The organism is Actinokineospora cianjurensis (genome assembly GCF_003663795.1).
In the GTDB taxonomy this organism is placed as follows: Bacteria; Actinomycetota; Actinomycetes; order Mycobacteriales; family Pseudonocardiaceae; genus Actinokineospora; species Actinokineospora terrae.
Genome location: NZ_RCDD01000006.1, coordinates 164,435 through 183,401, shown reverse-complemented (window position 1 = coordinate 183,401; position 18,967 = coordinate 164,435). Strand labels below are relative to the sequence as shown.

Sequence of the window (18,967 nt, the reverse complement as noted above, 5' to 3'; positions counted from 1 at the left end):
AACTCTAGCCGGCGTTGATCGCGGCGGCCACGGCTAGGACGCGGTGGGCGTTGGAGACGTGGAGGTTTTCGATCATCTTGCCGTCGACGGTGGCTACGCCCTTGCCTGCGGCTTGGGCTTCTTCGAAGGCGGCGATGACCTTCCGGGCGTGGGCGATCTCGGCTTCCGAGGGGGCGAAGACCTCGTTGCACGGGTCCAGTTGGCTGGGGTGGATGAGGGTCTTGCCGTCGAAGCCGAGTTGGCGGGATTGGGTGCATTCCTCGGCGAAGCCTGCTAGGTCCTTCACGTCGTTGTAGACGCCGTCGAGGATGGTCTTGCCTGCGGCTCTAGCGCCGAGCAGGGCTAGGGACAGGCTGGTGAGCAGCGGGCCTCGGCCGGGGACGTGTTCGGCGTGGAGTTCCTTGGCGAGGTCGTTGGTGCCCAGGACAAGGACCGTCAAACGCGGGGAGGCCGAGGCGATCTCGTAGGCGTGCAGCATCGCGATCGGGGTCTCGATCATCGCCCAGATCGGGATGTCCGCGGGGACCGCGTCCTCGATGCGGCGGACGTCGGCGACCGCGTTGACCTTGGGGACGACGATGGCGTCCGGGGACACGGCGGCGGCGGCGTGGACGTCGTCGGTGAACCACGGGGTGTCGAGGCCGTTGACGCGGATGGTCACCTCGCGGGGGCCGTACTCGCGGGAGGCCACGGCGGCGCACACGCGGTCGCGGCCGTCGACCTTGGCGTCCGGGGAGACCGAGTCCTCCAGGTCGAGGATCAGGGCGTCGGCGTCGAGGGTCTTGGCCTTCTCCAGGGCGCGTTCGTTGGCGCCGGGCATGTAGAGCACGGAGCGGCGGGGGCGGTCCAGGTCAGCCACGGTTGGCGTCCTCCGAGTAGGCGCGGGCGAGTTCGGGGTCGCGGGCGGCGAGGGCGTCGGCCAGCTCGACCATCACGCGGCACTGCTTGACGGTGGCGTCGTCCTGCATCTTGCCGTCGAGCATGACCGCGCCGGTGCCGTCCCCCATGGCCTCGATGACGCGGCGAGCCCAGGCGACCTCGGCCGGGTCCGGGGAGAAGACGCGGCGCGCGATCTCGATCTGGCGCGGGTGCAGGCTCCACGCGCCGACGCAACCGAGCAGGAACGCGTTGCGGAACTGGTCCTCGCACGCGACTACATCAGCGATGTCACCGAAAGGCCCGTAGTACGGCAGGATTCCGGCTGCGGCGCACGCGTCGACCATGCGCGCGACGGTGTAGTGCCAGAGGTCTTGCTGATAGGTCGTACGACCAGCAGTCAGGTCGTCGCCAAGAGGGTCCGTGCGCACCAGGTACCCGGGATGACCACCGCCGACGCGCGTGGTCTTCATCCGACGGCTCGCGGCCAGATCGGCCGGACCAAGAGAGATGCCTTGCATGCGGGGGCTCGCGGTAGCGATGTCGTCGACGTTAGCCACACCTGCCGCCGTCTCCAGCAACGCGTGCACCAGGATCGGCCGCGTCAGTCCGGCGCGCGCCTCCAACTGGGCCAGCAGCCGGTCGACGTAGTGGATGTCGGCCGCGCTCTCCACCTTCGGCACCATGATCACGTCGAGCTTGTCGCCGATCTTGGTGACCAGGGTGATCAGGTCGTCGAGCACCCACGGCGAGTCGAGGCTGTTGACCCTGGTCCACAGCTGCGTGTCGCCGAAGTCGGTCGCCCGGCCCACCCGCACCAGGCCCTCGCGCGCGGCGACCTTGCGGTCGGCGCGGACGGCGTCCTCGAGGTTGCCCAGCACCACATCGGCCTTGGCGAGCAGGTCGGGGACCTTCGCGGCCATCTTCTCGTTGGACGGGTCGAAGAAGTGGATCATGCGCGACGGCCGGAACGGGATCTCCCGCACCGGGTCCGGCGCGCCGACCGCGAGCGGGCGGAAGAAGTCCTTCGGGGAGCGCATGGGACCTCCGATCGAGGTTAACCGACCAGTAACAACGTGAGTTCTAGTCGACCACGGCCCCGTCGGCGCCGCCATTGTGGCCACCGACACGTGCGTGGCGGCCGGGACACCCCCAGCGCCCCGGCCGCCGCACCCCGGTCCCAGCACATCGCGAACCGACCGGTAGCCGGAAACGATTCGAAGCCGCTCGAAAGCAGCACTAGCCTGGCGCGATGATCACCGCCCACCAGCGCGCCGACCGGTTCCCGTGATCACCGCCCACCTCGACGCGACCGTGCTGAACAAGGTCCGCCTCGCGACCTCACCCGCGGCCGAGGCCATGGCCTGGCTCTTCCTCACGGTCAACCAGCTCCACCACCCCGTCTTCGGCAAGCCAGGTGCCGCTGCCAGGTTCGCGATGCGCGACCCGGACGTGCGATTAGTCGCGAGCACGCTGCCGAGCAACGCTGAATACAAACCGGACCTCTTGACCCCAATCCCGCCTCTTGTTCCACCCGACCAGGTTTGGCCCGCTCAACTAGAGGCGATGGCCGCGACTACAGCGGAAGACGCCGCGAGCCAGGTGGCGCTGCTGGCCGCTCCGTCCGAGGAGGTCATGGCGGCAGCCGAGGCGGGCACGCTCGCCTCGCGGTTCGCCAGCGGGATGAGCAGGTTCTGGACCGTCGCCATGGCCGACAGCTGGCCGGGCCTGAAGGAACGCCTCGACGCCGACATCACCGCCAGGGCCCGCGTCATGGCGACGGGGGGAATCGGCGCGCTCCTGACCTCCCTGCACGGCGACATCACCTGGGACGGCAGCACGCTGCGGATCATCACCCCGTGGCACCAGGACGGGCGGCCGGGCGACCTGACCGTGACGCCGGTGGCCCTGACGTGGCCGAGGTTCTACATCCAGCTGGGGGACGCGGTGAACTCCGTCCTCTACTACCCGCCCCAGGGGCTCAGCGCGCCCAGCGCCGACCCCGCCGCGATGGCCAAACTCCTGGGGCAGACCCGCGCGGCCCTGCTGCGCGACCTCGAGACCCCCCGCACCACGACGGACCTGGCCAAGCGGCACGGCCTGGCGCCCGCGACGGTCTCCTACCACCTGTCCGTGCTGCACAGCTCCGGCCTGATCAGCAAGGCGCGGACCAAGCGCGAGGTGCGGTACCAGCGCAACGACCAGGGCATCGGCTGAGGGCGGCGCCGACCGGTGCGCCCGGCCGAGTCGGGCTAGCCTGACCGCGTGGCGGGCATGGGCAAGATCTTCGTGGCGCAGTTGCTCGGTCTGCCGGTGTTCGGACCCGACGGCGAGTCGATCGGTCGGATCAGGGACCTGGTCGCCGGGCTGCGGCCGGACGGGTCGGCGCCGAGGGTGCTCGGGGTGGTGATCGAGGTGGCCACCCGGCGGCGGATCTTCGTGCCGATGCTGCGGGTGGCCTCGATCGACGCCAACGCGGTGACGCTGGCGACCGGGTCGGTGAACCTGCGGCACTTCCACCAGCGGCCCAACGAGGTGCTGGTGGTCGGCCAACTGCTCGACGCCAGGGTGGCCGTGGTGGACAGCGGGGCGCGGGCCGAGGTCGTGGACACCGCGATGGAGCAGACCAGGACCAGGGACTGGGTGCTGGCCAGGGTCGCCATCCGGGAGCGCACCGGGCGGCTGGGCAGGCGCGGGCCGATCACGGTGCTGGGCTGGTCGGACATCCGCTCACCCGGCATCACCGAGCTGGCGGGCGCGCCGCAGGCCGCCGACCAGCTGCTGGCCGTGTTCGACACCATGCGCGCCGCCGATGTCGCCAGCGCGCTGCAAGACCTGCCGCTCAAGCGCCGCTACGAGGTGGCCGACGCGCTCGACGACGAACGGCTCGCCGACGTCATCGAGGAACTGCCCGAGGAGGACCAGAAGGTGCTGCTGGCCCACCTCGACGACGAGCGCGCCGCCGACGTGCTAGAGGCGATGGACCCCGACGACGCGGCCGACCTGCTCGCCGAGCTGTCCGAGCTGGACAAGAACCGGCTGCTGGAGCTGATGGAGCCCGAGGAGTCCGCGCCGGTCCGGCGGCTGCTGGAGTACTCCTTCGACACCGCGGGCGGCCTGATGACCCCGGAGCCGATCGTGCTCACCCCGGACGCCCCGATCTCCGAGGCGCTGGCCAGGGTGCGCAACCCCGACCTGCCGCCCGCGCTGGCCAGCATGGTGTTCGTCTGCAGGCCGCCGACGGCCACCCCGACCGGCCGCTACCTCGGCTGCGTGCACATCCAACGGCTGCTGCGCGAACCCCCGTTCGACCTGGTCGCAGGCGCCGTCGACCGGGAACTGGCGCTGCTGCGGCCGACCGACTCGCTGGTCGAGGTGACCCGCTACTTCGCCACCTACAACCTGGTCTGCGCGCCGGTCGTCGACGACGAGGAGCACCTGCTCGGCGCGGTGACCGTCGACGACGTGCTCGACCACCTGCTGCCGGAGAACTGGCGCGAGCGGGAGGGGGCCGACCGTGCCTGAGTCGACGACCAGGCGGCGCCTGGACCAGCCCCGGCAGCGCGGGCTGCGCTTCGCCATCGACCCGGACGCGTTCGGCCGGTTCTCCGAGCGGCTGGCGCGGTTCCTCGGCACCGGGAAGTTCCTGTTCTGGCAGACGGTGCTGGTGCTGGCCTGGATCACGCTGAACCTGGTCGCGGTCAGCCTGCGGTGGGACCCGTACCCGTTCATCCTGCTCAACCTGGCCTTCTCCACCCAGGCCGCCTACGCGGCGCCGCTGATCCTGCTCGCGCAGAACCGGCAGGACGACCGGGACCGGGTGTCGCTGGAGGAGGACCGGGCGCGGGCGGCGCAGACCAAGGCCGACACCGAGTTCCTGGCCAGGGAACTGGCGGCGGTGCGGCTGGCGGTCGGCGAGGTCGCCACCCGCGACTACCTGCGCGGCGAACTGGAAAAGCTGCGCGGTGATCTCAAGGGCAAGCGCAACAAATCCCGCCCGGACGCGAAAGCGCTGCACGACGACCCGCGCTGGGACGAGATCAGCCGCTAGTCGATCAACTGCCCGCACAGGTCGCCGAGCTTTCGCAACTGCTCACCGTCCAGGCGCGCGACAAAGTGCTCGGAGACGCCCGCGAGGTGCGTTCTGGAAGCCGTGCGCAAAACGTCGAGGCCCTGCTCGGTGAGCGCCGCGACGACACCGCGGCCGTCACCGGCGACGCGTTCCCTGGCCACCATTCCGGCCCGCTCGAGCCGGTCGACCAGGCGCGTCACCCCGGAGCGGGACAGCAGCACCGCGTCGGCGAGTTCTGCCATTCGCAATTTGCGATCAGGGGCTTCCGCTAGTTGGACGAGGACGTCGTAGCCACCGAGGGAAAGCCGCTGCTCGGCGACGAGCTCGGCCTCGAGCACGCGGGTGATGTGCGCGTGCGCCCGCAGAAAGGTGCGCCACGCGTGCAGTTCTTCTCGGGTGGGCCGGGCGGTTCTCTCCGGCACGGTCAAGATTCCTCCTAGCGGCACAAACAGGCTCGTAATGCTACGGAACACCACGGTGGTGGCGCGTGCAGGCTGGTAATCACGGAGTGTCCGCACTGTGGTCCTGACCATCCGCGCGCACGGCGGTCCGCTACCCGCCCGTAGCATGGGGAGGTGACCACCACCGAGCAGGTTCCCTCCGTCGAGGCCGTCCGCACGGCGTTGGCAGGCGTGCAGGACCCGGAGATCCACCGCCCGATCACCGACCTCGGCATGGTCAAGGACATCACCGTGCACCCGGACGGCCGGGTCGACGTGGGCATCTTCCTCACCGTCGCGGGCTGCCCGCTGCGGGACAAGATCACCAAGGACGTCACCGCCGCGGTGTCGGCGCTGCCGGGGGTGCGCGCGGTCGCCGTCGAGCTCGACGTGATGAACGACGAGCAGCGCACCACCCTGCGCAAGTCGCTGCGCGGCGACGCGGAGGAACCGCGCATCCCGTTCGCCGAGCCCGGCTCGCTGACCCGCGTGTACTGCGTGGCCTCCGGCAAGGGCGGCGTCGGCAAGTCCAGCGTGACGGTCAACCTCGCGGTCGCCATGGCCGCGCGCGGGGTGAAGGTCGGCATCGTCGACGCCGACATCTACGGCCACTCCATCCCGCGCATGGTGGGCACGACGGAGAAGCCGACCAAGGTCGAGAAGATGATCCTGCCGCCCCAGGCCAACGGGGTGAAGGTCATCTCCATCGGCATGTTCACCCCCGGCAACACCCCGGTGGTCTGGCGCGGCCCGATGCTGCACCGCGCACTCCAGCAGTTCCTGGCGGACGTCTTCTGGGGCGACCTGGACATGCTGCTGCTCGACCTGCCGCCCGGCACCGGCGACATCGCGATCTCGGTCGCCCAGCTGATCCCGAACGCGGAGATCCTGGTCGTCACCACCCCGCAGCAGGCGGCGGCCGAGGTGGCCGAGCGCGCGGGCGCCATCGCGCTGCAGACGCGGCAGCGGGTGGCCGGGGTCATCGAGAACATGTCGTGGTTCGAGCTGCCGGACGGCTCGCGCGCGGATCTCTTCGGGACCGGCGGCGGCCAGGTGGTCGCGGAATCGTTGTCGCGGGCGGTCGGGTCGACCGTCCCGCTGCTGGGGCAGGTGCCGTTGGACCCCCGGCTTCGCGAGGGCGGGGACGCTGGGACGCCGTTGGTGCTCTCGTCGCCGTCCGCACCCGCGGCGAAGGTGCTGATCGACATCGCGACCAAGCTGTCGGTGCGCGCCCGCGGCCTGGCAGGCCGGATGTTGTCGGTATCCCCCGCCGGACGCTGACCGGCGCTAGCGGTGCATAGACAACGCCGGTAGACCTACCTGCGCAGATCCAGGCAAGAAAGAAGTCGGCACCGGTGGTGGTCGGTGCCGACTTCGTGGGGTGTGCTCAGGTGGCGTCCGGGTCGATGGTCGGACGGTCGCCGGGCGCCCTCGGGGGGTCCGGCTTGGCGGCCGGGGGTGGGGATGGGGGCAGTGCCGGTTGGGTGGCGGCGAACCCGTTGGGCTTGACGCCGTTGGTGTCGTCGCCGAAGAGTTGTTTGGCGACCAGCTGCTTCGGGTCGAAGTTGCGCAGTTGCTGCAGGTCCTGCAGCGGTTTGCGCAGCTCGTCGAAGTCTGAGCCGAGCTCGCCCTTGAGTTGGTCCCGGGCCCCCGTCGCGAACTCGCGCACCTTCCGCATGCTGCGCCCGACCCAGGCCGCCGCGGACGGCAGCCGCTCCGGACCCAGGATGAACAAACCGGCGATGCCGAGTACGAGGATCTCGGCCCAGCCGATGCTCTCGAACACCCTCGCTACCTCCGAAACTACGCCTCTTCCCCCCAGGGTAGCCGGTCAATCCGACTGGAGGGTTACCTGAATGGTCAGCTCACGTCCCTGCCTGGCCAACACCACGGGAACTGTCTGCCCGGGTTGGTGCTGGCGCACCGCCACCGTCAACTCCGCGGCGTTGCGGACCTGCCGGTCGCCGAGCTTGCGGATGACGTCACCCTCCGCCAGGCCCGCCTTCGCCGCGGCGCCACCATCGGTGACGTTGACGACCTGGGCGCCCTCGGCGGTCTCCGCGGACACCGACTTGACGTTGGCGCCGAGGTCGGCGTGCTTGACCGTGCCGTCGCGGATGATGGCCTCCGCGATGCGCTTGGCGTCGTTGGACGGGATGGCGAACCCGAGGCCGACGCTGCCGGTGTTGCCCGCGCTGCTGCGGATCGCGGAGTTGATGCCGACCAGCGCGCCGGTCGAGTCGACCAGCGGGCCGCCGGAGTTGCCCTGGTTCACCGCGGCGTCGGTCTGGATCGCGTCGTAGGTGATCGGGGACTCGCCGTTGTCGCCACCGGCCACCACGGGGCGGTGCAGCGCGCTGACGATGCCCTCGGTGACGGTGTCGGTGAGCCCGAGCGGCGACCCGACGGCGAGCACGGTGTCGCCGACCTGGAGCTTGTCGGAATCGCCGAACTGCAGCACGGTCGGGTTGGTGACCTTCACCTTGATCACGGCGAGGTCGGTCTTGGGGTCGGTGCCCACCAACTGGGCCTCGGTCCTGGTGCCGTCGGTGAACACCGCCGAGATCTTCGCGGACTGGTCCGCGCGACCCTCGAGGGTCACCACGTGCCAGTTGGTGACGATGTAGCCGGAACCGTCGATGATGACCCCGGAGCCGGTCCCGCCGCCCTGGGCGATCTTCACCTCGATCGACACCACCGCCGGGCGCACCCTGGTCGCGATGTCGGCGACCGACCCGGCCGGGCGCTCCTTGCCCGCCTCGGCCTGCGCGAGGGTGACATCGCTGGTGAGCGCGTCACCACCCCGGGCGACCAGCCAGCCGACGAACCCGCCCGCCGCCCCGACCAGCAGCGCGACGAGCCCCAGGATCCCGAGCGCCAGCGGCTTGACCCGCCTGCCGAACAGGACGTCGCTCAGGCTCAGCAGCGGCCCGGACTTGGTCTCGGCGTCGTCTTCCTCGTCCTCGTCCTTCGCCACGGCAGGCGGCCCGATGACCGCGCCCGCGGCCGGGTCGCGCCACGGGTCGGACTCCGCCGCCCACAACGCCTCGTCCTCCGCCAGGTCCGCGCGCTCCCCCGGCGGCCGCTGCAACACCGCGGTCTCCCCCGCGGGCCTGCCGAACGCACTGACCAACGCCTCCGGCGTCGGCGGCGCGACGGTGACATCCCCCAACACCGGCCGCGCGGCCGCGGTCGGGGAGAACGCCCCACTCACCCCACTGGGCCGCCCGAACACCGCTGCGGCCCCCGGGTCCACCGCGGGGCGCTCCAACGGCCGAGGCGCGAGCCGCTGCTCACCGGTCGAGTCAGAGTTCTGGTTCATCACCGTCCACAGTGCCAAACCACTGGTGAAGTGGGCGTGCGGACCCCCTCATCGAGCGACCCCAGCACAGTTCACGAACCCACAAACCCCACGAGCTCAGGAGCTCAGGAGCTCAGGAGCTCAGGAGCTCAGGAGCCCAGGAGCCCAGGAGCCCAGGAGCCCAGGAGCCCAGGACAGCATGAAGGCCACCGCCGGTGGGGCAGTGGCCTTCACGTGTGGGGAAGGGTCTGTGCGGCTAGCGGGCGGCGAGCATGCCGAAGCTGGGGGACAGCGACGGGAGGGCGCCTTGGCCCGCGAAGCCGATGGGTTGGGCGTCGCCGCGGTGGGGTGGGGCTGGGGTGGGTTCGGCGGTGGTGTCGGGGCCGCCGGTGTTGACCAGGGCGAGTGCGCCGAGGACGAGGCCGGAGACGACCACGCCAGCGCCTTGGGCGGCGCGGCGGTTGCGCTTGCCGAGGACGACGCCGCCCTCGCCGAGCTTGGGGCCCGAGCCCAGGGGCGCGCTGGCGCCGAAGAGCGCGGCTGCGCGGTCGGGGCGTTGGATGGCGACGAGTTGGCCGTCCGCGGTGACGGCGAGGCCGTCGGGGGTGGCGGGCAGCTCGGTCTCCTGGGGGATGGCGCGCAGGGCGGCCAGCAGACCGGCCGACATGGTCGGCGTGGTCGCGGCGCGCACGGCGGCACTGGCCTGGCGCTGGGCGGTGATCTCCGCGGCGCACCAGGTGCAGCTCGCCAGGTGGGAGGTCACCCGGTCGTGGGCCGAACGGGTGAGCTCACCGTCGACGAAGGCGACCACGGCGTCGGGCAGCAGGTGCTGCTCGCCCAGTCCCAGGGCGCGCTCGAGCGTCATGAGACGTCCTCCACACGGGTCATGCCGATGCCTCCCGGGCCAGCGCCCGGCGGCGCTCCAAAGCCACCCGCAGTGCCTGGCGGCCGCGGTGGATCCTGCTGCGCACAGTACCCAGCTTCACCCCGAGGGTGGCGCCGATCTCCTCGTAGGACAGGCCCTCGACATCGCACAGCACGACCGCGGCGCGGAACTCCGGCGGCAGCTCGTCCAGCGCGGCCTGCAGGTCCGGGTCCAGGTGGGTCTCGTCGTAGACCTCTTCCGGGCTCGGCTCGTCGCCCTCGATGCGGTCGGTGTCCTCCGGCAGGCCCTCCATGCGCAGCCGGGAGCGGCGCCGGACCATGTCGAGGAACAGGTTGGTGGTGATCCGGTGCAGCCAGCCCTCGAAGGTGCCCGGCTTGTAGGACGCCAGCGAGCGGAACACCCGGATGAAGGTCTCCTGGGTGAGGTCCTCGGCGTCGTGTGCGTTGCCGGAGAGCCGGTAGGCCAGCCGGTACACCCGGTCGCCGTGCTCGCGCACGACCTCGTCCCAGCTGGGGACGGTCCACTCGGCGGCGCTGATCTCCGCGACCTCGACGGGCTTGGCCTCGACCGCGCTCACGGCCTTGCCCTGCGCGCGGCCGTGCGTCCTGGGGCTCTGCACTGTAGGGATGCGCACCTCCTGAAGCATGTCCTGCCCACCACCCTGTCCAACGCCCGACCTGCCTGCCGTGTTCCCCGTGACCGCGTGCCCCTCGACCGCTCCCACCGTGTTCCCCGCTCTCCACGTCCCCTGCTTGACGACAACGATGGCGGCCGCCCATGTGGCGAGCCTCAGAGCGGCCTGAGACGAGGCTGAGAAAACGTCGCCGGGTGACCTTCCGGTCAGGTTCACCCGTTTTGGCCACGTGCGCCGCTAATCTGCGTTCCCGTGGGACCGGAACAGCCCGCCGTGCGCTCGGTGGAGCTCAGCGAGTACGTCGAGGGGTACCTCGCCGAGGACGAGACGCTCGTCGCGGCGCGGTCCGTCGGCGTCCAGCTCGGCTGTGCCCCGGTCGGCGCCGCCACCGGCGCTGCCCTGCGGTTCCTGGCCGCCGCGCTGCGGGCGAAGGCCGTGGTGGAGATCGGCACCGGGGTCGGGGTCAGCGGCCTGCACCTGCTGCGCGGGATGGCCCAGGACGGGGTGCTCACCTCCATCGACGTCGAGCCCGAGGTGCAGGCGGTCGCCAAGCGCACCTTCCGCCAGGCCGGGATCGCCCCCGGCCGGACCAGGTTGATCATGGGCCGGGCGCTGGACGTGCTGCCCAGGCTCAGCGACAACGGCTACGACCTGCTCTTCGTCGACGCGTCGAGCACGGAGTACCCGGAATACCACGAGCACGGCGTCCGGCTGCTGCGCCCCGGCGGGGTCCTGGCCTTCGACAGCGTCCTCTACCAGGGCAACATCGCCAACCCCGCGCGCCGCGACGCCGAGACGCTTGCCCTGCGCGAGGTCGTCAGGGCGGTGCGCGAGGACGATCGCCTGGTCCCGCTGCTGCTCCCCCTCGGCGACGGGCTCCTGCTCGCCGCCAAGATCAGCTAGTCCGCGCGGGCACCCTTGCCGAGCACGACCACGCCGCTGGCGCTGACCGTGTACCGCTCGCGGTCCGACTCCAGTTCGACGCCCAGCCGGACGCCGTCTCCGACCACGACGTTCTTGTCGAGGATGGCCTTGCGGACCACGGCACCCTTACCGACCCGCGCACCGGGCAAGAGGACGCTGCCCTCCACCACGGCCCCGTCCTCGATGACCACGTCGGCGCTGATGACGGAGTCGGTCACGGTAGCGCCAGAGATGATGGAGCCAGGTCCCACGATGGACTCGGTAGCGGTACCCGAGTTCACGAACTTCGCGGGTGGCAGCGGCGGCGTCGCGGTACGGATCGGCCACTGGCGGTTGTAGAGGTTGAAGACAGGGTGCGCGGACACGAGGTCCATGTGGGCGTCGTAGTACGCGTCGAGCGTCCCCACGTCCCGCCAGTAGCCCCTATCGCGCTCGGTCTCCCCCGGCACGACGTTGTCCGCGAAGTCGTAGACGTGCGCGGTGCCCTGGTCGACCAGCATCGGGATGATGTCGCCGCCCATGTCGTGCATCGAGTCGCGGTCGGCCGCGTCCGCGCGCAGGGCCTCGACCAGCGCCGACGTCGAGAACAGGTAGTTGCCCATGGAGGCGAAGGTGACGTCGGGGTCGTCCGGGACCGAGGGCGGGTCGTCCGGCTTCTCCAGGAAGCTGGTGATCCGGCGGTCGGAGTCGGAGTCGATGCACCCGAAGGCCCTGGCCTCCAGGCGCGGCACCCGGATACCGGCGACGGTGACGCCCGCGCCCGACTCGACGTGCTGCTCCAGCATCTGGCCCGGGTCCATGCGGTAGACGTGGTCGGCGCCGAAGACCGCGATGTGGTCCGGCTGCTCGTCGTTGACCAGGTTCAGGCTCTGGAAGATCGCGTCGGCCGACCCGGTGTACCAGCGCGGCCCCAGGCGCTGCTGCGCGGGAACCGGCGTCACGTACTGCCCCAGCACGTTCGACAGGCGCCAGGTCGTGGAGATGTGCCGGTCCAGGGAGTGGGACTTGTACTGCGTCAGCACGCACAACTGGTGGAACCCGGCGTTGACCAGGTTGGACAGCACGAAGTCGACCAGGCGGTAGTTCCCCGCGAACGGAACGGCTGGTTTGGCCCGGTCCGCCGTGAGGGGCCACAGGCGTTTGCCCTCGCCACCAGCCAACACGATCCCGAGTACGCGCGGCTTGCCCTTCACACGATGAATCTAACCGTCAGCGTGGTGGTCCTGCCATACGCGCTACTCCGTGTGGGCGGCCGTTGACCGCGCATTGCACAGGTGTTCACCCGTGCGCCGCACAGCCGTCCCGCCGCGCGCCGCACCAGGTCGGGCCGTGAACCGCGTGGCGTGCGGCCCCGCGGGCGGCGGCTACGGTGGACGGCGTGCGCATCGGATTGCTGACCAGGGAGTACCCACCGGAGGTCTACGGCGGGGCTGGTGTCCACGTCGGCTACCTCGTGCCGAGGCTGCGGGACCTCGTGGAGGTCGACGTGCACTGCTTCGGCGGCCCCCGCGAGGACGCGACCGCGCACAACCCGGCCGCGGGCCTGGAGCAGGCCAATCCGGCGCTGCGGACCCTGTCGGCGGACCTGTCCATCGCCGCGGCCGTCGAAGGCGTGGACCTCGTCCACTCGCACACCTGGTACGCGAACCACGCCGGGCACCTGGCCAAGCTCTTGCACGATGTTCCGCACGTGGTGACGGCGCACTCCCTAGAGCCGCGCAGGCCGTGGAAGGCCGAACAGCTCGGTGGCGGATACCGGGTGTCCAGCTGGGTAGAGCGCACGGCGTACCTGGACGCTGACGCTGTCATCGCCGTCAGCGAGGGCATGCGCACGGACGTGCTCGACTGCTACCCGGAACTCGACCCCGCGCGGGTGCACGTGGTCCGCAACGGCATCGATACCGCGACCTACCACCCTGTGTCCGAGGTGGACACCCTCGTCGAGCACGGCATCGACCCGGCGCGGCCGACGGTGGTGTTCGTGGGGCGCATCACGCGCCAGAAGGGCGTGGACCACCTCATCGCCGCCGCGCACCGCATCGACCCGTCGGCGCAGGTGGTGCTCTGCGCGGGGGCGCCGGACACGCCGGAGATAGCCGAAGAGACCCGTGCGGCGGTCGCCGAACTGGCTGAACATCGCCCGGGTGTTTTCTGGATCCAACGGATGTTGCGCCAGTCGGAAGTGCAGCAGTTGCTGAGCCACGCGACGGTGTTCGTGTGCCCGTCGGTCTACGAACCGCTGGGGATCGTGAACCTGGAGGCCATGGCGTGCGGAACGGCTGTTGTGGCCTCTGACGTCGGCGGCATCCCCGAGGTCGTGGCGCACGGCGAGACCGGTCTGCTGGTGCACTACGACGCCGAGGACACCGCTGCGTTCCGGACAGGGCTAGCCGACGCGGTCAACGCACTGCTGTCCACACCGGACCGAGCAGCGGCGATGGGAGCAGCCGGACGGGCACGGGCTGAGAGAGACTTCTCGTGGGCGTCGGTGGCAGAGCAGACCGTGGCGGTCTACCGCGCGGCGCTGAGAGGACCATCAGCTGGTGGCTCCTAGTTTGGCGAAGGTGGGACATGGCGTGCGGGTGCGGTTCACCCGCTACTCAGTGGCGTCCCTGGTCGCGACCGGGATAAGCCAGTTGGTCCTGTTCGCCCTGTACGGGTGGGGCGTGCTGGGCGCGTTGGCGGCGAGCACCGTCGCGTTCGTGGTGGGCGCGGTGCCGCACTTCGTGATGATCCGCTGGTGGGCGTGGGGCCAGCGCGGCATGCCGAGGCTGACCAGGCAGGTCGTGGGCTACCTGGTCGTCACGCTGCTGGGTGGGCTCGTGTCGGTGTTGCTGACCGCGGGCGCGGACTGGCTGATCGGGCCGCTGGTGGCGGACCGGGCCGCGCGCACGCTGGTGCTCAACGTGACCTACGTGCTCAGTGGGCTACCGGTGTTCGTGGCCAAGTACGCGTTCCTGGACCGTGTGTTCGCTCAGGACGCGTACGCGGCCACGAACTCGACCAGGGTGCGCGCGGCGAACCCGGTGGCACCGGGCACGACGTCGTCGTAGGCGCGGTCGGCGCGCGCGGGACCGGCGATGTCCAGGTGCGCCCACGGCAGTCCACCGGTGAACTCGCGCAGGAACAACGCGGCGGTGATCGCACCGGGCCCCGGCGGGCACTGGCGAACGTCAGCGATGCCGCTGGGCACCTCGGCGGCCAGGTGGTCCAGCAGCGGCATCCGCCACAGTGCCTCACCGGCGCGCTCGCTGGCGGCCGTGATCCGGGCGGCGAGAGCGTCATCGTCGGAGAACAAGCCCGCGATGCGCGTACCGAGGGACACCTTCATGGCACCGGTAAGGGTGGCCACGTCGACGATGAGGTCGACGTCGAGGTCCTGATGGGCGTAAGTGATCGCGTCGGCGAGGACGACCCTGCCTTCGGCGTCGGTGTTGGTGATCTCGGTGGTCTTACCGCCGTAGTGACGCACCACGTCGCCGGGCCGGTAAGCGGAGCCGGACACGTGGTTCTCGGCGCACGGGACCAGGGCGGACACCCGCACCGGTAGACCCAACTTGGCGATCGCGCCGACAGCGGCGATGACCGCGGCACCACCCGCCATGTCGGTGCGCATGAGGTGCATGCCCTCGTTCGGCTTGATGGAGATGCCGCCGGTGTCGAAGGTGATGCCCTTGCCGACCAGGGCGATGTGCGGACCGGCCGCGCCGGGCGGCGCCCAGGTCAGGTGCACGAGGCGGGGCGGGCGCGACGACCCGCCGCCGACCGCGAGCAGCCCGCCGAACCCGTGCTCGGCCAGCCACTTCTCGTCGCGGACCTGCGCCGTGAGGCCCTTGGGCCTGCCGACCACCCTGGCCGCGGTCTTGGCCAGCCACGCCGGGTCCTTGACGTTGGACGGGGCGTTGGCCAGGTCGCGGGTCAGTGCGGTGGCGGCGGTGAGGACCGCGGTCCGCTTGACTTCGGCGGCGATCTCGTCCCGACGGTCCCGATCGGACACCACCAGGCGCGCGGAGCGCAGCCGGGGCGCGGGTGTGTCTCCGGTCACCCGGAACCCGTACCCGCCCAGGCGCAGACCGGTGGCGAACCACCCGGCCTGCTCGGCGTCGACGTCGTCGGGGAGCACGACCTGCACGGCCTGACCAGCATCCGGCCGGGTTTCCAGCAGCGTGCCGACCGCCTTGGCCAGTGCCGCGCCCGCCGCGCGCCACTGCCTCGGCTCACCGGACCCGATGCCGACCGACCACCGCGCCGCCGCGTCGACCGGACCTCGGCGGACCTCGCCCGCCTTTCCGGTGAGGCCGACCGCCTCGGCCCACTCCGGGGTCAGCTCGGCGCCGCCGGGACCGATCAGCGCGGGGCCGTCGGTGGTCTTGGTGAGCACGGCGGTCGGGAGGCCCTCGGCGGTCCCGGCGGCCACCTCCACGTCGGGAAGCGCGGTCGGCGGGGTCGGCACCGGCGTGGGCAAGCGGTCCTCCGTGCTGGGGCTGCGGATCGGTCTGGAGCTGGGAGAACGCCGGGGTGATCCCGCCGGAGCGGTGATCAGGCCCGGCGGTGGGGGATCAGCCCGCGGCGGACTTGAGCGCGTCGCCGAGGTTGCTGGCCTCCTCCGGGGTCATCTCGACCACCAGACGTCCGCCGCCCTCGAGCGGGACGCGCATCACGATGCCCCGGCCCTCCTTCGTCACTTCGAGGGGACCGTCCCCGGTCCGGGGCTTCATGGCCGCCATAGCGTGCTCCCTCCGTCATAGCCTGCCCACCCGACGCGGCGAACCCGCCGGGTCCGGGCCATTCTCCCCCATCCGGCGCGCGGCGGTGAAATCGGAACCGATCATCGCGTGTCGGGTGACCGGCCACGATGGGTGGCGCCGGGGGTCGGCGGCCTGCCAGACTCGACCGTCGTGCGCGCCCGCTCCGCCCTCTTCGACGTCTTCGGCGGCCACCTGCGGCAGCGGGACGGCTCGGCGACCATCGCCGCGCTGGTACGGCTGCTGGAGCCGCTGGGCTTCGGCGCGCCCGCGATCAGGACCGCGGTGTCCAGGATGGTGCGCCAGGGCTGGCTCACCCCGGTGCGCCTGCACGAGGGCCCCGGCTACGCGCTGACCGGTCGCGGCCAGCGGCGCCTCGACGAGGCGGGCGCCCGGATCTACCGCACCGGACTCTCCACGTGGGACGGCCGGTGGCACGTGGTCGCGCTGGGCGAGCCGCCGCCCAGGGTCGCCCGCGAGCGGCTGGCGTCGTCGCTGCGGCTGCTCGGGTACGGGCCGCTCGGGTCGTCCACCTGGGTGTCACCGCGGCCGTCGGCGGAGCTGTCGGAGGTGCTGGCGGCGGAAGGGCTGACCGCGCGGGTGTTCCACGGCCCGCAGGACGGGTCGGACGCGGAACTGGCGGCCGAGGCGTGGGATCTCACCGGGTTGGGTGAGGCGTACCGGGGGTTCCTGGCGGCCTGGGCGCCGGTGATGTCCGCTGTGGACGGATCGGACCCGGCGGAGGCGTTCGCGGCGTCGCAGCGGCTGCTGCACGCGTGGCGCAAGTTCCTGTTCGTCGACCCCGGGCTGCCGGTGGAGCTGCTGCCCGCGGACTGGCCGGGTGCCGCGGCGGCGGAGCTGTTCGACACCCACACCGCGCGCCTGGCGCCTGCTGTGACCGAGTTCCTGGACGGCTGCCTGCGGCGGGGTGGTAAGCAGAGGTCTACCGCGTGACCAGGAAAGGTGGCGACCAGTGGCCGAGGTGCTGACGATCTCAGACCGCGACGGGGTCCGCACGCTGACGTTGAACCGACCGGACTCCTTCAACTCGCTGACCGTCGAGTTGAAGGAAGCCCTGATCACGGCACTGGGCGACGCTGGTGCTGACGACACCGTGCGGGCGGTAGTGCTGACCGGCGCCGGTAAGGCGTTCTGCGCGGGACAAGACCTCAAGGAGCACCTCGACCTCCTGCGCGCCGATGACCCTGCCCCGCTGGCGACGGTGGACAAGCACTACAACCCGATCGTGACGGCGATCACCACGTTGCCCAAGCCGATCATCGCGGCCGTCAACGGGATGGCCGCGGGCGCTGGGGCGTCGTTCGCTTACGCGTGCGACCTGCGGATCGCGGCCGAGTCGACGAAGTTCCTGATGGCGTTCGCCGGGGTGGGGCTGACCGCGGACTCCGGCTCGGCGTGGACCCTGCCGCGGCTGATCGGCTACGGGCGGGCGATGGAGCTGTTCCTGCTGGCGCGACCGGTGGCCGCGGACGAGGCGCTGCGGATCGGGATGGTCAACCAGGTGGTGCCGGTGGACGAGGTGCTGCCGACCGCGCACGCGCTGGCCGCCCGGCTCGCCGCCGGACCGACCACCGCCTACGCCAAGATCAAGGAGGCCCTGCTGGTGTCGGCGGGCGCCCCGCTGGCGGACGGTCTGGCGGTCGAGGGCCGCACCCAGCAGGAAGCGGGCGCCACCGCGGACCACCGCGAGGGCGTCGAGGCGTTCGTGGCCAAGCGGCCACCGCGGTTCACCGGCCGCTGACCTTCCCGGCCCGCCAGCAGGTGGCGAGGTGGTCGTCGACCATGCCGGTGGCCTGCATCAGCGCGTAGCAGGTGGTCGGGCCGACGAAGGCGAAGCCGCGGCGCTTGAGCGCCTTGGCCATGGCCGTCGACTCCGGGGTGATCGCGGGGACGTCGGCCATGGTCTTGGGCTGCTTCCGCTTGCCGGTGGGGGCGAAGGACCACAGCAGGTCGTCGAGCGGCTGGTCCAGGTCACCGATGGCGCGGGCGTTGCGGATGGTGGCCTCGATCTTGGCCCGGTTGCGGACGATGCCAGCGTCGTTCATCAGCCGGTCGATGTCGTCGGGCCCGAACTCGGCGACGCGCTCCGGGATGAAGCCCGCGAACGCCTCGCGGAAAGCCTCGCGCTTGCGCAGGATCGTGATCCACGACAGGCCGCTCTGGAACGCCTCTAGGCTCACTCGCTCGTACATGGCGTCCTGGCCGCGCAGCGGTACGCCCCACTCGTTGTCGTGGTAGTCAACGTAATCGGGGGTCGAGTCGCCCCACGCGCACCGGACGAGGTCAGTCATGCCCTGGCCTGCGCGAAGGCAGCGAACCGACGCAGGGACGCGCGTAGACCCGCACGGAACAAGGGGCTGACCGGTGCCCACAGCAGCCGCGGCAGCCGTAGTTCCTCACTCCAGACGAAGGTAGAGCCAAGAGCGCCGCGGTCCACGACCTCGAACACGCCGGTACCGCGCACGAGCCAGCCCGTGTGCCGGACGCCGCAGCGCACCGGGGGCCGCCACTCGGTGATCTCCATGTGGTCAGTGAACCCGACGCGGGCGAGGCCGGTGAACGCGGCCAGGGTCGACCCGACGCCGCGGCCGTCACCGCTGGTCACGCGGACCTCGGTGCCCAGCATCCACTCGCCCTGGCGGGCCCAGTCGGTCATCGCGGCCCAGGTCACCGCTGCCGGTGCGGCGACGTCGACCCGCTCAACGACTCGGATCATCCGCCTTCTCCAGCTCGGCCACCCTGGCGCGGAGCTGGTCGATCTCGCCGCCGAGGCGGGTGAGCACCCAGTCCACCTCGGTCATCCGGTAGCCGCGGAAGACGAGCTGGAAGCGGACCGCCCGCACGTCGTCACCGGTGGCGCCCTCGGCGGGCAGCCGGGTCGGGGAGGCACCGGGGGGTAGCGCGGGCAACTCCTCGCCGCGGCCGAACACCACGGAGGCCAGGAGGAACACCACGGCCGCCACGAGCGCCATGACGACGAGGTAGATGAGCACGGTGGTCACGGGCAGATCGTGTCACGCCGCGGCGGGTGCGGGCCAGAAAAAACGCCTTGCCCACCGCCCCGGCCC

22 protein-coding genes are annotated in these 18,967 nt (G+C 71.3%); 9 read left to right on the top strand and 13 right to left on the bottom strand.

Annotation, left to right across the window (positions count from 1 at the left end):
• Positions 1–4 precede the first annotated feature (4 nt).
• Positions 5–859, bottom strand: a complete 855-nt coding sequence (locus tag CLV68_RS28075; protein WP_281274705.1) for an HpcH/HpaI aldolase/citrate lyase family protein — start codon at positions 857–859, stop codon at positions 5–7.
• Positions 852–1,916: an HpcH/HpaI aldolase/citrate lyase family protein gene (locus CLV68_RS28070; RefSeq protein ID WP_121393907.1), complete on the bottom strand. Its 1,065-nt coding sequence runs from the start codon at positions 1,914–1,916 to the stop codon at positions 852–854. The genes CLV68_RS28075 and CLV68_RS28070 overlap by 8 nt, the downstream gene beginning before the upstream one ends.
• Before the next feature lie 247 nt (positions 1,917–2,163).
• Between CLV68_RS28070 and CLV68_RS28065 the strand changes: the two genes are divergently transcribed.
• Genes CLV68_RS28065 through CLV68_RS28055 form a run of 3 tightly spaced genes read left to right on the top strand, consistent with a single transcriptional unit; the run spans position 2,164 to position 4,927 of the window.
• Entirely contained in the window at positions 2,164–3,093 is a 930-nt protein-coding gene (locus CLV68_RS28065) for an ArsR/SmtB family transcription factor (RefSeq protein WP_121393906.1), read from the top strand.
• Between the two features lie 48 nt (positions 3,094–3,141).
• Positions 3,142–4,401 carry a magnesium transporter MgtE N-terminal domain-containing protein gene (locus CLV68_RS28060; protein ID WP_170224630.1) on the top strand — a complete coding sequence of 420 codons (1,260 nt, stop codon included), beginning with the start codon at positions 3,142–3,144 and terminating at the stop codon, positions 4,399–4,401.
• Positions 4,394–4,927 (top strand): DUF1003 domain-containing protein, encoded by a 534-nt coding sequence (locus CLV68_RS28055; RefSeq protein WP_121393904.1) that lies wholly within the window; start codon positions 4,394–4,396, stop codon positions 4,925–4,927. The genes CLV68_RS28060 and CLV68_RS28055 overlap by 8 nt, the downstream gene beginning before the upstream one ends.
• Here CLV68_RS28055 and CLV68_RS28050 read toward each other — a convergent pair.
• The gene (locus tag CLV68_RS28050) at positions 4,924–5,376 is read right to left on the bottom strand and encodes a MarR family winged helix-turn-helix transcriptional regulator (RefSeq protein WP_246010148.1); all 453 of its coding nucleotides are present in this window, start codon (positions 5,374–5,376) and stop codon (positions 4,924–4,926) included. The genes CLV68_RS28055 and CLV68_RS28050 overlap by 4 nt on opposite strands.
• A 147-nt stretch (positions 5,377–5,523) precedes the next feature.
• On the opposite strand from CLV68_RS28050, the gene CLV68_RS28045 reads away from it, so the two are divergent.
• A complete protein-coding gene (locus tag CLV68_RS28045) occupies positions 5,524–6,669 on the top strand; it encodes an Mrp/NBP35 family ATP-binding protein (protein WP_121393902.1) in 1,146 nt (381 codons plus the stop codon).
• A gap of 106 nt (positions 6,670–6,775) precedes the next feature.
• Here CLV68_RS28045 and tatB read toward each other — a convergent pair whose 3' ends face one another.
• The 4 genes from tatB to sigE form a co-directional block, all read right to left on the bottom strand.
• Positions 6,776–7,174: a Sec-independent protein translocase protein TatB gene (gene tatB, locus CLV68_RS28040; protein WP_121393901.1), complete on the bottom strand. Its 399-nt coding sequence runs from the start codon at positions 7,172–7,174 to the stop codon at positions 6,776–6,778.
• A 45-nt stretch (positions 7,175–7,219) separates the two neighbouring features.
• Positions 7,220–8,710, bottom strand: a complete 1,491-nt coding sequence (locus CLV68_RS28035) for a S1C family serine protease (protein ID WP_121393900.1) — start codon at positions 8,708–8,710, stop codon at positions 7,220–7,222.
• Positions 8,711–8,945: 235 nt separating this feature from the next.
• Positions 8,946–9,554 carry an anti-sigma factor family protein gene (locus tag CLV68_RS28030; RefSeq protein ID WP_121393899.1) on the bottom strand — a complete coding sequence of 203 codons (609 nt, stop codon included), beginning with the start codon at positions 9,552–9,554 and terminating at the stop codon, positions 8,946–8,948.
• Between the two features lie 19 nt (positions 9,555–9,573).
• The gene (gene sigE / locus CLV68_RS28025) at positions 9,574–10,209 is read right to left on the bottom strand and encodes an RNA polymerase sigma factor SigE (RefSeq protein ID WP_425454886.1); all 636 of its coding nucleotides are present in this window, start codon (positions 10,207–10,209) and stop codon (positions 9,574–9,576) included.
• A 252-nt stretch (positions 10,210–10,461) separates the two neighbouring features.
• Here sigE and CLV68_RS28020 point away from each other — a divergent pair, with 252 nt between their 5' ends.
• Positions 10,462–11,112, top strand: a complete 651-nt coding sequence (locus CLV68_RS28020; protein WP_121393898.1) for an O-methyltransferase — start codon at positions 10,462–10,464, stop codon at positions 11,110–11,112.
• On the opposite strand, the gene glgC is transcribed toward CLV68_RS28020, so the two are convergent.
• Complete coding sequence (gene glgC, locus CLV68_RS28015; protein ID WP_121393897.1) at positions 11,109–12,326, bottom strand: glucose-1-phosphate adenylyltransferase; 1,218 nt, start codon at positions 12,324–12,326, stop codon at positions 11,109–11,111. The genes CLV68_RS28020 and glgC overlap by 4 nt on opposite strands.
• A gap of 185 nt (positions 12,327–12,511) precedes the next feature.
• On the opposite strand from glgC, the gene glgA reads away from it, so the two are divergent.
• Both glgA and CLV68_RS28005 read left to right on the top strand, forming a co-directional pair.
• Entirely contained in the window at positions 12,512–13,687 is a 1,176-nt protein-coding gene (glgA, locus tag CLV68_RS28010; RefSeq protein ID WP_121393896.1) for a glycogen synthase, read from the top strand.
• Positions 13,677–14,186: a GtrA family protein gene (locus CLV68_RS28005; RefSeq protein WP_170224629.1), complete on the top strand. Its 510-nt coding sequence runs from the start codon at positions 13,677–13,679 to the stop codon at positions 14,184–14,186. Before glgA ends, CLV68_RS28005 begins: the two co-directional genes overlap by 11 nt.
• Here CLV68_RS28005 and CLV68_RS28000 read toward each other — a convergent pair.
• Positions 14,108–15,598, bottom strand: coding sequence for a leucyl aminopeptidase (locus CLV68_RS28000; protein WP_121393895.1), 1,491 nt, complete (start codon positions 15,596–15,598; stop codon positions 14,108–14,110). The two genes, CLV68_RS28005 and CLV68_RS28000, sit on opposite strands and share 79 nt — an antisense overlap.
• A 94-nt stretch (positions 15,599–15,692) precedes the next feature.
• Entirely contained in the window at positions 15,693–15,860 is a 168-nt protein-coding gene (locus CLV68_RS27995) for a DUF3117 domain-containing protein (protein WP_018684035.1), read from the bottom strand.
• Positions 15,861–16,031: 171 nt separating this feature from the next.
• On the opposite strand from CLV68_RS27995, the gene CLV68_RS27990 reads away from it, so the two are divergent.
• Positions 16,032–16,832: a PaaX family transcriptional regulator gene (locus tag CLV68_RS27990; RefSeq protein WP_121394040.1), complete on the top strand. Its 801-nt coding sequence runs from the start codon at positions 16,032–16,034 to the stop codon at positions 16,830–16,832.
• 19 nt (positions 16,833–16,851) lie between these two features.
• Positions 16,852–17,640 carry an enoyl-CoA hydratase-related protein gene (locus CLV68_RS27985; protein ID WP_121393894.1) on the top strand — a complete coding sequence of 263 codons (789 nt, stop codon included), beginning with the start codon at positions 16,852–16,854 and terminating at the stop codon, positions 17,638–17,640.
• Here the strand turns inward: CLV68_RS27985 and CLV68_RS27980 are convergent.
• Genes CLV68_RS27980 through CLV68_RS27970 form a run of 3 tightly spaced genes read right to left on the bottom strand, consistent with a single transcriptional unit; the run spans position 17,627 to position 18,901 of the window.
• Positions 17,627–18,190 carry a DNA-3-methyladenine glycosylase I gene (locus CLV68_RS27980; protein WP_121393893.1) on the bottom strand — a complete coding sequence of 188 codons (564 nt, stop codon included), beginning with the start codon at positions 18,188–18,190 and terminating at the stop codon, positions 17,627–17,629. The two genes, CLV68_RS27985 and CLV68_RS27980, sit on opposite strands and share 14 nt — an antisense overlap.
• Entirely contained in the window at positions 18,187–18,615 is a 429-nt protein-coding gene (locus CLV68_RS27975; protein ID WP_121393892.1) for an SRPBCC family protein, read from the bottom strand. Before CLV68_RS27975 ends, CLV68_RS27980 begins: the two co-directional genes overlap by 4 nt.
• Positions 18,599–18,901, bottom strand: a complete 303-nt coding sequence (locus CLV68_RS27970) for a DivIVA domain-containing protein (RefSeq protein WP_092785451.1) — start codon at positions 18,899–18,901, stop codon at positions 18,599–18,601. The genes CLV68_RS27975 and CLV68_RS27970 overlap by 17 nt, the downstream gene beginning before the upstream one ends.
• Between the last annotated feature and the right edge of the window lie 66 nt (positions 18,902–18,967).

Coding starts and splice junctions, on each gene's coding strand:
- CLV68_RS28070 (WP_121393907.1), bottom strand. CDS start 1,916: ATGCGCTCCCCGAAGGACTTCTTCCGCCCGCTCGCGGTCGGCGCGCCG.
- CLV68_RS28035 (WP_121393900.1), bottom strand. CDS start 8,710: ATGAACCAGAACTCTGACTCGACCGGTGAGCAGCGGCTCGCGCCTCGG.
- CLV68_RS28030 (WP_121393899.1), bottom strand. CDS start 9,554: ATGACGCTCGAGCGCGCCCTGGGACTGGGCGAGCAGCACCTGCTGCCC.
- CLV68_RS27995 (WP_018684035.1), bottom strand. CDS start 15,860: ATGGCGGCCATGAAGCCCCGGACCGGGGACGGTCCCCTCGAAGTGACG.
- CLV68_RS27980 (WP_121393893.1), bottom strand. CDS start 18,190: ATGACTGACCTCGTCCGGTGCGCGTGGGGCGACTCGACCCCCGATTAC.
- CLV68_RS27975 (WP_121393892.1), bottom strand. CDS start 18,615: ATGATCCGAGTCGTTGAGCGGGTCGACGTCGCCGCACCGGCAGCGGTG.